This is a genomic window from Paenibacillus lignilyticus, from assembly GCF_017942085.1.
Taxonomy (GTDB): Bacteria; Bacillota; Bacilli; order Paenibacillales; family Paenibacillaceae; genus Paenibacillus_Z; species Paenibacillus_Z lignilyticus.
In genome coordinates, this window is sequence record NZ_JAGKSP010000006.1 from 117,766 (window position 1) to 131,891 (window position 14,126).

The 14,126-nt window shown below is 52.1% G+C and carries 6 protein-coding genes and 3 tRNA genes; all 9 read left to right on the forward strand.

Annotated features, from left to right (window positions below; all coding sequences use genetic code 11):
- Positions 1 to 3: 3 nt before the first annotated feature.
- The 9 genes from I8J30_RS16360 (at position 4) to I8J30_RS16400 (ending at position 14,099) form a co-directional block, all read left to right on the forward strand.
- Positions 4 to 2,925 (forward strand): ABC transporter permease, encoded by a 2,922-nt coding sequence (locus I8J30_RS16360; protein WP_210659467.1) that lies wholly within the window; start codon positions 4 to 6, stop codon positions 2,923 to 2,925.
- Positions 2,926 to 2,931: 6 nt separating this feature from the next.
- Positions 2,932 to 3,819, forward strand: a complete 888-nt coding sequence (locus I8J30_RS16365; RefSeq protein WP_210659470.1) for an ABC transporter ATP-binding protein — start codon at positions 2,932 to 2,934, stop codon at positions 3,817 to 3,819.
- Positions 3,820 to 3,824: 5 nt separating this feature from the next.
- Positions 3,825 to 5,366, forward strand: coding sequence for an ABC transporter substrate-binding protein (locus tag I8J30_RS16370; protein ID WP_091219419.1), 1,542 nt, complete (start codon positions 3,825 to 3,827; stop codon positions 5,364 to 5,366).
- Between the two features lie 133 nt (positions 5,367 to 5,499).
- Positions 5,500 to 5,664: a hypothetical protein gene (locus I8J30_RS16375; RefSeq protein WP_177245843.1), complete on the forward strand. Its 165-nt coding sequence runs from the start codon at positions 5,500 to 5,502 to the stop codon at positions 5,662 to 5,664.
- An 81-nt stretch (positions 5,665 to 5,745) separates the two neighbouring features.
- A tRNA-Met gene (locus I8J30_RS16380) sits at positions 5,746 to 5,822 on the forward strand.
- A 21-nt stretch (positions 5,823 to 5,843) separates the two neighbouring features.
- Positions 5,844 to 5,920: transfer RNA gene (locus I8J30_RS16385), tRNA-Ile, on the forward strand.
- An 18-nt stretch (positions 5,921 to 5,938) separates the two neighbouring features.
- Positions 5,939 to 6,024: transfer RNA gene (locus I8J30_RS16390), tRNA-Leu, on the forward strand.
- Between the two features lie 467 nt (positions 6,025 to 6,491).
- Entirely contained in the window at positions 6,492 to 13,331 is a 6,840-nt protein-coding gene (locus I8J30_RS16395; RefSeq protein ID WP_210659472.1) for a LamG-like jellyroll fold domain-containing protein, read from the forward strand.
- Between the two features lie 234 nt (positions 13,332 to 13,565).
- The gene (locus tag I8J30_RS16400; RefSeq protein ID WP_210659473.1) at positions 13,566 to 14,099 is read left to right on the forward strand and encodes an NUDIX hydrolase; all 534 of its coding nucleotides are present in this window, start codon (positions 13,566 to 13,568) and stop codon (positions 14,097 to 14,099) included.
- Positions 14,100 to 14,126 lie beyond the last annotated feature (27 nt).

Below are 14,126 nucleotides of genomic sequence, written 5' to 3' on the forward strand. Positions count from 1 at the left end.
GCTATGGGGATGCCGCTATTTCGCTTTCTGCTTCGCAAAATGTGGAACACGCGATGGATGACGCTCAGCTCGCTGGCCGGCTTGATCATTGCCGTCGCCTTTGCGACCAGTATCCCGATGTACGCGGATGGAGCGCTGAAGCGGGTTGTGGCACAATCGCTCAAGGAAGAGAGCAGCGGGCTGCCGGCGGGATCGCTTCTGATGCGTTACCAGGAAACGACAGGCAAGACGGATTTGAATGCGTTGACCGAGGTGTCTCGTTATATCCGCGAGGATGTCCCGAGTGAAGTTGGTTTTCCTTTCGGCACCTATGTACAAAGTCTGGCTATTCGAAATGCAGAGCTGACGCCGGAGGATCCGACGACCGTCGATGCGAGCCGTGTTCGTCAGATGGGTCTTACGTCGATGAGCGGCCTCGATAAGAAAACCGAGCTGACGCAGGGTCGCTGGTTTACGGACACGGTCGGCGATGATGACACGATCGAAGCGGTCATTCTGGAAGAAGCGATGTACCGCAGCGATATTCATATTGGCGATGTGTTTGAATACCCGATCTACAGCGGGTTGAATCTGACGCTTCGCGTTAAGATCGTTGGGGCGTTCAAGCCGCTGAGCGATACGGATCCGTATTGGTACCAAGGGCTTGAGGGCTTGATGAGTACGCTGCAAATCGGCGAGAACGCCTTCCAGAAAGGGCTGATGAAGGATCGGAAGATTCCGGTTCATACGGCCAACTGGTATTATGCGTTCGATTTGAAAGATATCAAGACAAGTCAATTGTCGCCGCTTAATGATACGCTTGAACGATTGAATATCGAGCTGTATCAGCGTTTGAAGGACACAAGGGTAGAGATCTCATTCGCGAAGCTGCTCAATGAGTTCCGTAAGTCGAGTCTCCAGCTGCAGCTGCTGCTCTTTACATTGGCTGCGCCGATGCTGGCGATGGTGTTCTACTTCATTGCAATGAATGCACGGCAATCGCTCGACAAGCAGCGCAGCGACATTGCCGTATTGCGCAGCCGGGGAGCGGGAACAAGGCAGATCATCGGCATCTATACGCTGGAAGGATTGCTGCTCGGAATAATCGCTCTTATTATAGGTCCTTTAATAGGTTGGTTTATGGCGAAGAGCATCGGTTCGGCCAATGGATTCCTGGAGTTCGTGAATCGGAAATCGATCCCGATTGGCTTCGGGACAGAGTCGATCCTCGCAGGTATTGGCTCCGTGGTGCTTGCCCTGCTTGCTACGATCATCCCTGCGGTCATTTATGCCCGGGCATCGATCGTGGATTATAAGAAACAGATTGCCCGTTCGGATCGCAAGCCGCTCTGGCAGAGATGGTATGGCGATGTGCTGATGCTTGGCATCGCAGCGTACGGCTGGTACTTATTTAATGAACGCCAGCTCATTTCGTTTAAGAGCAAAATGACGACGGATCAGCTGAATGTACAGCCATTCCTGTTCTTTGTTCCGGCGCTCGCCATCTTCGCGATGGGATTGTTCTTCCTTCGTGTATTCCCGTGGCTGCTGAAGCTCTTTAACTGGATCGGCAAGAAGGTGCTGCCTGTGCCGCTCTACTTAACACTGACTCAGCTGTCGAGATCGTCGAAGGGGTATTACCCGCTGATGATTTTGCTTATCTTAACGCTGGGACTTGGGGTATATAATGCCTCTGCTGCGCGAACGATCGATCTGAACTCCACGGAGCGGACGCTCTACAAATTCGGAACTGACGTCGTGATGCAGACGGTATGGGAAGGAACCGCCGAAGTGATAGACACCGGGGGCGGCGATGCCGGCGGTGGCGGACAAGGCGGAGGAGAAGGATCCGGCGGCGGCAATGGCGGCAGCGGTGGAGGTAATGGAGGAGGCGGTAACGGTGGAGGTGGCGGCGGTAACGGCGGCGGCTCTACGGTTCCGACTCGGATCAACTATTCGGAGCCGCCATTTGAAGTGTTCCGCAAGCTGGATGGGGTAGAAGCGGCGGCGCGAGTGCTGCAGACCAAAGCCAATATCGTCGTTTCGGGACGGTCGGCCGGACAAGGAACCGTGATGGGCATCGATAATGTCGACTTTTCCAAGGTTGCCTGGTTCCGCGACGATCTGTATCCTTCACATCCGTTCAACTACTTAAATTACTTGGGGCTCTATGAGCAAGCTGCTATTATTCCTTCCAATGTAGCCGAGAAATATCAGCTGAAGCTGGGGGATACGGTTTCTGCCGGCTTACAGGAAGGAATGATCGATTTCGTCGTTGTCGGTATCGTACCGTACTGGCCGAGTCAATATCCGGATTCATCGCCGTTCATCATTGCGAATTTGGATTATATCTATGACCAAGTGCCGATCATTCCTTACGATGTATGGCTGAAAATGAAACCGGGCGCGCTTACCGCTCCAATCATGAAGCAGCTGCAGGACGAAGGCATCGAGCTTGCGAATGTGCAGGACGTGCGCATCGAGCTAGCCGTGCAATCGAAGCATCCGACGCGCGGAGGCGTATTCGGGATTCTAAGTCTCGGCTTCCTCGTTTCCATCATCGTGTCGCTTACGGGTTACATTCTGTTCTGGTTCTTTAATCTATCGGGGCGGATTGTGCAATTTGGCGTTCTTCGCGCGATGGGGCTCTCCAGGAAGCAGTTGACCGGAATGCTGCTCCTTGAGCAGGTGTTTACGGCGGGGCTGTCTATCGGACTTGGTATACTAATCGGCAAAATTGCGAGCTTGCTATTCTTGCCGTTCCTGCAGACGACCGACAATGTCGCGAACTCTGTACCGCCATTTAGGGTCGTATTCGATTCCAAGGATACGACGCAGCTCTACATCGTGGTCGGATGCATGATGCTGATGGGTGCAGCGCTTCTGCTCATTCATATCCGCAGATTGCGCGTACATCAAGCCGTTAAGATGGGAGAGGAGCGTTAAGACCTCATGATTACTTGCGAGGGACTCGTTAAAATTTACAAATCAGATGATCTTGAGGTCGTTGCACTGCAAGGGCTGAACCTTCATGTACGTGAAGGAGAAATGATGGCGATTATCGGTAACAGCGGCAGCGGGAAATCGACGCTGCTCAATATACTGGGCGGTCTTGACCGCCCTTCTGCCGGCCAAGTAAGTGTAGGGCCGTGGGATTTGCTGAAGATTACCGATGAGCAGCTCGTTTCCTATAAACGCGATACCGTCGGTTTTATCTGGCAGAGCAATGCACGCAATTTGCTCCCGTATTTAACGGCGCTCGAGAACGTGGAAATGCCGATGATGTTATCCTCCAAATTGGATCGCGCTTATGCGAAGCAGCTGCTGGAGTGGGTGGGTCTGAAGGAGCGCATGCACAATAAGCTGCATCAGCTCTCCGGCGGCGAGCAGCAGCGGGTTGCAATCGCAATATCGCTGTCGAACCGGCCGAAGCTGCTGCTTGCCGATGAGCCGACAGGCTCCGTCGATACGCGCACTTCCGATCTCATCATGGATATCTTCCGCAGGCTTAACCGCGAGATCGGCATTACGATTGTTATCGTTACGCATGACTTATCGTTAGCCGGCAAGGTTGATCGCGTCGTGGCGATTCGGGACGGACTGACCAGTACCGAATTTATTAAGCGGAACCCGAATTTGGACGATAACGATCAGACAGGGAACCGTTCGACGCTCGGCGGCGACCAAGCCATCCATGAAGAATATGTTGTCGTAGACCGCGTGGGCAGGCTTCAAATTCCGAAATCTTATTTAACGGCGTTACAAATTACAGATAAAGCATCAATGGAATTTGACGGTGAGCGCATCATTATATCGCCGCCTAAATCACTGGAGGGGTAGAACGAATGGAGAAGAAGGTAAGACGTTCACGGGGAAAACTAATTATGAGGACTTCTGCTTTGGCGGTTACAGCTGGCCTGCTGGCATCAAGTCTTGCAGCTTGCAGCAAGGGAGACAGCGGTAACGAAGCAGAACGACATGTACTGAGAATCGGCTTTATGTATTCCAATTCCGATAATGAACCCTACCTGCGCCAACAGTTCACGGATGGTTATGAACTGACGCATCCGAATATCGACATCGAAATCGCAGCAGCGATCAACTATGACGATCAGCGTTTCGAAGAGCCCGATCCGAACAAGAAGCAGCCGGATCCTTACGAGAAGCTGAAAGAGATGATCAACGGCAAGAATCCGGTTGATGTCGTGGTATTGGAATCTTCCTATCTGAAGCGTCTTGTAGAAGACAATCTGCTTAAACAGCTGGATCCGCTTATTCAAGAGAGCGAATTTGATATCGAGGATTTCGTTCCGACGGTTATTGACGGGATCAAGGACGCGGGAGGCGGCAGCATCTACGCGCTTACGCCGACCTTCAATGCATCGGCTCTCTACTATAACAAGAAGCTATTTACCGATGCGGGCGTAACGCCGCCGACAGACGGTATGACATGGACGGATATCCTGACGAAAGCGAAACAGGTAGCGAAGGGCGAAGGCGCGGAGCGTAAGTTCGGCTTCTCGTTCAATCGTTGGAGCGGAGACCCGTTCTGGGATTCCCAAACCTACTCGGCTCCTCTGCAGCTGAAGATGTTTGATAATAAAGCAGAGAAGATGACCGTGGATACGCCGCAATGGCGCAAAGTGTGGAGTGAAGTAGCCGCACTGTACCAAGAGAAAATCGTGCCTACCCAAGAAGATATGAACAACGGCGGCGGAGGCGGCATTGCGCGGGATGAGAAAGCTGTATTCAACCCGTTCCAAGGCGATCTGTTCATCAGCGGCCGGATTGCGATGATGATCGGCGGCTATGATTACGTGAATGAGCTGGCCAGAGCCAAAGATTATTCCGCTAAGAACCCTAAGATCCCATCCCCGGATTGGGATGTCGTAACGATTCCGACTTTCGAGGAAGCTCCGGGCATTGGCGGCAATATCTACTTGAATAATCTTATGGCGATCAGCGCCAATGCACAAAACAGCGAAGATGCGTGGGACTTCATCCAGTTCAACAACAGCAAGGAATGGGCGAAGCTGAAATCCCGCAGCACTTATGAGATGGTAGCGCGTAAATCATTCCTGAAGCCGAAGGACGGCATGAACTATAACATCCAGGCATTCTACTCCCTCAAGCCGATTCCGCCTCAGGATATTAATCTTGAGAAGCTATACCGTGAGAAGCCGAACCTCTATCAGGTTCAGCAATTTGCGCAGCCGCTCTTCCAGGAAGTCATTCAGAAGAAGAAATCCGTCGAAGAGGCGCTTAAGGAATGGCAGACCAAAGGGGATGCCATGCTGCAGAAGATTAAGGACAATCCGAATGGTCCGCTTGAGCCGGTTGAAGGCGGAGGCGGCGTAGGCATCGATGTTTACGGCGGTAAAGGCTAAATCATCATGAAGGAACCGCATTGGCGCATTTCGCGTCGATGCGGTTTTTTTGTCGAGACCGTTAAGAGCCGATGCTTGTTTTTTCCGAAAATGGGGCATTCTAAGCGAAACGGCGAAGAAGGGAGTAAGTGACATGAAATGGGTGTATTGGGGGCGTCTGTACGAGACCAAATTTCAAGCCGGATGTCTGGTTAGACGGATGGAAAACGACTGGTGGGTATACGGATATGAATGTCCGCAAGAGATCGAAGTATTTCGTTCGCGGAAAGGAAGATTCGGCGTTCGATTCCTTCCATAAAAATTTGCTTGACTTATTCATGGATCATATAGTATATTATTTCTTGTCGCCATTGAATGATTTGTAGTGAATGAGTGTTAACGCGGGGTGGAGCAGCTCGGTAGCTCGTCGGGCTCATAACCCGAAGGCCGCAGGTTCAAATCCTGCCCCCGCAACCAACCTTTCGATTATTATCGTAAGGGCCCTTAGCTCAGTTGGTTAGAGCGGTCGGCTCATAACCGATTGGTCGGGGGTTCGAGTCCCTCAGGGCCCACCATTCCACAATCATAAACATGCCGGGGTGGCGGAACTGGCAGACGCACAGGACTTAAAATCCTGCGGTGGGTGACCACCGTACGGGTTCGATTCCCGTCCTCGGCATCCAACAAGAAACCTTGATGAATCAAGGTTTTTTCCATTTTTATAGGGGATTTGCAGCATACCAAATAAAAGCGAAGATAATACTCTTTTTCATCACATGCCGCTAAAGTGATGAGGAGGAGTTTTTTTGTGGCTTGGAATAGAAATATCGATGATGGACCGAACGGCTGCCGGATAAGGCAGCCGTTTTATTTTTGCCAGCTTGCTTCCCATCGAAATAAATAAAGAGGCGTAATAGGAAGCTTCAACAAGATTTGTCCAAAAATCGTAGAGATGTTCATTTTCTGATTTTCATGATGACTCTAAAATACAAGTTGACGATGATTAAGCGCCTGCATCTTGACACGAGATTTAGGAGATTGCAGCCGTTTTTTGTCGCTACAAATGGGAGATGAGGTGAAGTTACCTTTGCCATTATGAAGAACTATGGATCGTTTCGCAAAATATACCATAGAAGGAATGATAAAATGAACAAGCATAAACGGACATCACGTTTGGCTTCACGTCTGACATCTTTGGTTCTCAGCATTTTGCTGGCGGTACTTACTCTGCTGCCGGCGACAGCTTTCGCAGAAACCACTACCGGCAGCGATCCCTTCCAAGGCGAGATCCTTTTCCCCTTCAATGAGGGGAACGGTTCGACCTCCAGTGCCCTTTCGGGCGATCTAACGGCTACATTAGACAACTATGTGTGGGATCAAAACGGCCGGGGCGCTACTCCCGCAATCTCCAATGATCAAACAGGCAAAAACGGGATTACGATCGATTACGGCACTCCGTTCGCGAATGTAAATGATCTTACGATGGGCGTTTGGGTCAAGCCCTCAGCTCCCAATTCCGGACAAACCAGTTCTTTGATGGCTCCCCCTTATGGCGGCACGACAGGCAATTGGGGCTTCAGCAATGGAGAAATCTGGTGGAGTATCAACTGGGGGACCAGTGCAAACAACTTCGCTGACACAAGTATAAGCTTACTATCTTACGGATCGGATGGTTCCGAATGGAATGGCGGCATTTCAGCGCCGGCAGGGAATCTGGCCGACGGCAATTGGCACTATGTGGCGTTTTCCTTAAGTGCGACGGCGAAAACAATTGCACTCTATGTGGACGGCAATCAGATCGGGGAAAAAGATTATAGTTCCCTATATCCTGTCAATCTGCAAGCGTACAAATGGTTCGGAGGGAATGGGTACCAGGATAAGTCGTATACCGGCCTTCTGGATGAGCTTTCCGTTTTTCCCTCTGTTCTCGACGACACCTCGCATGCAGCGTTATATAACAGAGCGCCTAATACGAGCAGCGGCGGCAATCCGAGCGATCCCGGCGATCCTTTTCAGGGCGAGATTCTATTCCCCTTCAATGAGGGTAATGGTTCAACCTCCAGCGCCATTTCGGGTGATCTTACGGCCACATTGAACAACTATGAGTGGGATATCGATCACAACGGTCGGGGCGATACTTCCGCAATCTCCAATGATCAGACAGGCCAAAACGGGCTCGCAATCGACTACGGTACCGAGTTCGCGAATGTAAATGATCTAACGATGGGCGTTTGGGTGAAGCCCTCAGCTCCCACTCCGGGATCATCCAGTTATTTAATGGCCCCGCCTTATGCCGGTACCACGGGCAATTGGGGGTTAAACGCCGGAGAAATCTGGTGGAATATCGGCTGGGGAACCAGTGAAAACAATTACGACGACACAACGTTAAACTTCACCTCTTACGGATCGGATGGTTCGGAGTGGGGGAGCAGCCTTTCGGCGCCAGCGGGGAATTTGGCCGACGGCAACTGGCACTATGTGGCGTTCTCCTTCAGCGCGACAGCGAAAACAGTCGCTCTGTATCTGGATGGAAGTCAAATCGGTGAGAAGACCTACACTTCCACATTCCCGGTTAATCTGCAAGCCTACAAATGGTTCGGCGGTGCTGGCTATAATGGAAGCGCGTACACCGGCCTTCTGGATGAGCTTTCCGTTTTCCCGTCCGTTTTGGGCGACACCGCTCATGCAGCGCTATTTAACAGAGCGCCTAATACGAGCGATGGCGGCAATTCAGGCGATCCTTTCCAAGGCGAGATCCTGTTTCCCTTCAATGAGGGTAATGGTTCGACCTCCAGCGCCCTTTCGGACGGTCTGACGGCCACATTGACCAACTATATATGGGATATCGATCACAGCGGCCGGGGGGATACTTCCGCGATCTCCACGGACAGCAGAGGTGCGAGTGGGCTCACAATCGACTACGGTGCTCGGTTCGCGAATGTAAACGATCTTACGATGGGTGTTTGGGTAAAACCCTCCGCTCCCAGCCCCGGAACATCCAGCTCTTTAATGGCCCCACCATATGGCGGCTCCGATGGCAGTTGGGGGTTACATAATGGAGAAGTCTGGTGGAGCATCGGTTGGGGCACCAGTGAAAACAATTACACCGACACCAAGATAAATTTCCTATCTTACGGATCGGATGGCTCCGCTTGGGATAGCAGCATTTCCGCGCCGGCGGGGAATTTGGCCGACGGCAACTGGCATTACCTGTCGTTCTCCTTCAGCGCGACGGCGAAAACAGTCGCTCTGTATGCGGACGGCAGTCTGATCGGTGGAAAGACCTACACATCCACGTTCCCTGTTAATCTGCAAGCCTACAAATGGTTCGGCGGTGGCGGCTATAATGAAAGCGCGTACACCGGTGTACTGGATGAGCTGTCCGTATTCACCTCCGTACTAGACGACACCAAGCATGCTGCGCTTTATAACAGAGCGCCCAATACAGACGGCACGGGCCAGCAGACTGATCCGGCCGACACTGATCAGGTAGGCGATAAAACCTATCATGTGGCCAAGACCGGCAGCGACAGCAACCCCGGAACCGAGGCTGAACCTTTCCTTACGATTCAGAAGGCAGCCGATGTTCTCCTGCCCGGCGAAACTGTAATCGTTCACGAGGGCGTATATGAGGAATCCGTACGTCCGAAATACAATGGCACGGCTGATCACCCCATTACCTATAAAACTGTAGATGGCGAGAACGTGGTTATCTCCGGCGCGAACCTGATTACCGAGCCATGGCAGACGGCGTCAAACCCGAGCGCGGTGCAATTTAACGCAAATGACGCCAACCTCTGGAAAGTAGACGTTAGCTTGCCGATGGGCAATTACCGCAATCAAATTTTTGTGGACGGCGAAGCCATGCTGCCGTCAAGGTATCCGAACGTTGCGAAGGAAGACGCGTACTATCGTCCGAACTGGCTGACTTATGTGTTCGACGGCGAGAACGGCAGCACCGGCGGATGGTCAACCCCGACGGGCAAGCTGCGCGACCCCGAGATGAATCAACCCGCCGGTACATGGGACGGCGCGGCCATCGTGGGTATGGACAACCGCGGATGGAACTTATCCGGCGCGGAAGTCGTCTCGTCCACGCCTGGCTGGCTTAATCTTGCAAACATGAATTTCTACGAGCTGGGCCCAACGGGCTACGCCTCAGGAAACGATTTCCATTACTATATCCAAAACGCGATTGCCGCTCTGGACGCGCCATATGAGTGGTACTATAACCAGAATAGCGAAACCTTGTATTTACAGCTCCCGAACGGCATGAATCCTAACGATCTGGATGTTCGTTACAAAGCACGTGAATGGGGCTTGGATCTGTCCAGCCGTAAGTACATCCACATCGAAGGCATCGATTTGAACGGCTGCAGTCTGACCATGCGTAACGGCGTGAGCAATGTAGTCGATCACATGACGGCCAAATATGTCACCGAGTTCCTGTCCCCGGACAATGAGCGGGGCGGCATCATCGTGGGCGGAAAGAACAACACCTTGATCAACAGCGAGATCGCCTATTCTGCCGGTGCATTGGTCACCGTCGAGGGCGAGGGCAACAAGATCGTCAACAGCAAGCTGCATGACGCTACTACCGGTCCTACCTTGTTTACCTTCTCGATCACCATTTCGGGAATAAACCACTTGATCAGCCACAACCAGATCTATAACGCCAGCGGCACTCTGATCGGCGGCAGCTTCTACGCCAGCGAAATCTCCTACAATGACATCCATGACGGCAACTGGCACAGCACCGACGCAGGGCTGATGTATTTCGCTTATAACGATTTTGGTAACAGCCAAATTCACCACAACAAAATCCATGATTCCCACAGCGAATTTTCCAATGGCGTGTACTTTGATCTGGGCTGCAAAAACGCCCTGGTATACGGCAATGTATTCTGGAATTTGCCATGGGCGGCTGTGTTCATTAACTCGAGCTCCGAGTTTATATCCGTGGTCAACAATACGGTATACAACGGAGCAACCAGCCACTCGAACCCTGAAATTTATACGAACTCGCCCGGCGACGCGTACATGGACGTCTTTATGAACAACGTCGTGGATTCCCGCGGCGTGGGTACGGACAACGTCAACGTCGGCGCGGTTGTGCTGGACAACTACAGCAGACCGAATGACGACCTCGATGGAACCGCAACCTTTAACAACCCATCGGCGTTAGACTTTACCTTGAAATCCGGTTCCGGCGCGGTCGGTATGGGCGCTTACCAGCCGGGAGATACCTGGACTGCCGGTCTGAAGGGCACTCCGGTAACGGCCGAAGAAGTTAGCAGCGGCCCGCAATTCCTGCCTTATGCGAACCGTAACCTGCTGTTCAACAGCGGTTTTGAGTGGCCGCGCGTGGACTTCCCGAGCATGGGCTCGATGCCTTATTGGGCAAAGACAGGCACAGGAAGCGCATCTATCGTCAAAGCCGGCTCATCTGCCGATAACGCTCATGCCCGCGATCAGAACGCAGTGGAGCTGACCGGTCAGAATATCGGACTCGAGCAGGAGATTACGGGTCTGGAGCCTGGAGTGGAATACGTGCTGCGCGGCTTTGCACGGATGGGCAACGGCAGCAGCGCCGAAGGGCAAAAGGTGGAAATAGGCGTGAATGTCGGTGCAACTACTCTCAAAGATGAATTGGACCGGCCGGCATGGCGATCGGTATCGATCAAATTTACTGCAGATGAAACCGGAGCAGCCACGGTTTATGCCAAAAAAACAACATCCGGATCACGAGCACTGGTGGACGACTTCTCGGTTGTGCGTGCCGACGTTACGCCTGACGGTGGACCCGTCAGCGACGATCTGTACCCGATGCTCAATTCCCCAGTGGCATTGCTGGACGATATGCTGTATGAGGATTCCGAGTGGACTGCAGCCAACCAATCGTCGTTTGTGAAAGACGAAACGTCCGGTCTTACCCTGGCAGCTCAGGCCGGCCAATCAGCCGTCGCGTTCTACACCCAGGAAAAGTACAGTAACAAGGACTTCTATTTGAAACTGGACGAGAGTGAAGATCTTGACGCGCTCGACCTGAACATCATACTCCGTGCAACCGCGGCGACGCGGACAGCCAACAGATATGAGATCGATATTCAAGGCACGACAGCCACACTGACCCGTTATTACAACGGCTCGGATCTCCAATTGGGACAGTGGACGGTAGACATTAACGACCGGCTCTTAAAGGCCGGCGCAGTATGGGATGACGTCAACGAAAGCGGCTACGGCGGCGTGACCGTGACGCTCAAGAGCGGAAACGAAACGCTGTTCTCCGTTCGAGATGAAAATAACTTAAACGTCTCCGCCCCCGGCTACTTCGGCCTTGCGACCGAATCGTCCATCAAACTCGGACGCGTGACCGAATATGTGGATATGGGCGCGGTCATCGCAGATAAGGACAACTGGCAATCCAGAGGGACTTCAATTAACTGGGCGAATAATAATAAAGAGTTGACCCCCGTCGGGGCTGGAACTGCAGGTTACACCGGCAGAAAATTCGGCGATGCCGAGTTCGTGGTGGGCTTTGAGTCCGGCATGAACACCGGGGCGTTCCCCAACTTTACCCTGCGGGCTCCAACTGACGTAGATCTTCTAAACAACCCTTGGAGCGGCACAAAATACAGTGTTATCTTCAAGGAAGGTTCCTTTGAGATTCAGCACTGGCCGGAACTGTGGAAGCCCGGTGCAAGCATTCTGTCGGATGACGGCAGATCGGCCCTGGCGGACAACAAAGGCTTTGTACCTGCGTATACAAACACGCTCGTCAAAATTAGTATCGTGAACACCGACTATGGCGTGTGGATTCGCGTCAAGGCGGGAGACACGATCGTCGCAAGTTGGATTGACGAGAACAATTATCTTCCGAACGAAGGGTATTTGGGCATCTGCGGCTACACCGAGCCAATGACGATATCAGCACCAAGCGAAAGTACTTATATTCCTGTCGACATTGGGAACCCGGACGATAAGCCGGGCAACGTCTCGGTAGATACTTCCGCGCTGCAACAGCTGATAGCTGAGGGCGAAGCGCTCGTTGAAGCCGAGTACACGGAGGCGAGTTGGGCTGCTTTGGAAACAGCCTTAGACAATGCGAAGGTTATTGTGACAAACATTGCCGCGACCCAAGCGCAGATTGATGCGGCGGCTACGGCACTGCAAGCGGCGATATCCGATCTGGTGGAGGCGGAAACCCCAGCAGATATAGCGGTTACCGGTATCATCGTAACGGGTGCATCGTCGATCGACGCTCTGGGAGAAACGGCGCAAATGTCCGCGACCGTAACGCCTGAGAACGCGACCGATAAATCCGTCTCCTGGACGGTCGTCGGCGCGGATGGCGACGCAACGAACAAAGCGACGATCGACCAGAACGGCCTACTGACGGCGGTTGCTGAGGGAGTAGTCAAAGTCGTTGCTACGGCGAAGGATGGATCGGGCGTAACGGGCGAAAGCCTCGTCACCATTGATACAATGCCGCCGAAAATCGTTGCTCCGAGCGATCTGTCGTTCCTCCAAACGGAAGCCGTATCGATCGCGTTCTCCGCAATCGACAGCGGAAGCGGCTTGCAATCGTTGACCGTATCCTTTAACGGCAAGACGACATCCGGAACGGTTTCCGTTAATCCGCTCGGCCTCGCGGTTGGAACGTATCCGATCGTTGTTACGGCGACGGATAACTTCGGTCATCAAGCGACGCTGACGTTCAGTTTGGAAATCACAATCGAAGTCGCTCAACTAGACGAACTGATAACTCTAGGGGAAACCGGCAGTTTGATCGCGGACGCCAAAACCGCGAAGTCTCTTCAATCGGATATTGAAAAAATCCAAAAGGAACAAGCGAAAGGCAAACTGGACGCGAATGATTTCAAACAGCTAGAAAAGAATATCAACAAGGAGAAAGGGAAAAAGATCGACGCCGCCTTTGCGGATCAGTTGCTGCAAAGCATCGAAGCTCTGAAGAGTTCTCTGTAAGAATAAGTAAAAGAATAAATAAAAAACCGACTTGCGAGAGCAGGTCGGTTTTTTATTTAGCCCAAGCTGAACATTATAGGGAAAGCAAGCTGCGTGGAAGTAGCCGTCCTGTAAGGACTTTATATCCAACGGATATTAGCTGCTTATGGTATTGCCATATCCCATCTACTGGAAATATAATTTACTGTAATGAAAGTTTGTATGGATTCCCCAAACAACAGCGAGGTGAAGCAAGTGCAACTACTTCGAACAATCACAGACAGTGACTTCGATGGGGGTAACCCAGAGCTCATGCAGCGCGTGTCCAGGCACGCTTCCAGAGGTGTGCTGGTTAATGACCACTTACAAGTCGCGATGATGTATATGACGAAGCTTAAGCTTTATAAGCTGCCGGGGGGTGGAGTAGAAGAGGGAGAGGACGTCGCGGATGCATTTTTGCGTGAAATAAGAGAAGAAACGGGCTGCATGGCAACCATTCTGCATGAACTGGGGTATATCGATGAACATAAGAACAGGAATCAGTTTTTCCAGCGATCGTACAGTTACATAGCGAAAGTGGTAGACCTGCCCGGTGCTACATCTCTTACTGACAACGAGATCATGCTCGGCATGCAAGTGAAGTGGGTTCATATTAATCAGGCCATCGTGTTCATGAACAGCGCCGTCAGCGATTATTCAACGCGGTACATGATGCTCCGAGATCGAATCATTCTGGAAGAGGCGACTCAGTGGTTGAAGAAAAATACAAACCTCCATCGCGGTATCTGATTGAATCAGGTACTTGCAACGGAGGTT

Coding starts and splice junctions, on each gene's coding strand:
- I8J30_RS16360 (WP_210659467.1), top strand. CDS start 4: ATGGGGATGCCGCTATTTCGCTTTCTGCTTCGCAAAATGTGGAACACG.
- I8J30_RS16365 (WP_210659470.1), top strand. CDS start 2,932: ATGATTACTTGCGAGGGACTCGTTAAAATTTACAAATCAGATGATCTT.
- I8J30_RS16370 (WP_091219419.1), top strand. CDS start 3,825: ATGGAGAAGAAGGTAAGACGTTCACGGGGAAAACTAATTATGAGGACT.
- I8J30_RS16375 (WP_177245843.1), top strand. CDS start 5,500: ATGAAATGGGTGTATTGGGGGCGTCTGTACGAGACCAAATTTCAAGCC.
- I8J30_RS16395 (WP_210659472.1), top strand. CDS start 6,492: ATGAACAAGCATAAACGGACATCACGTTTGGCTTCACGTCTGACATCT.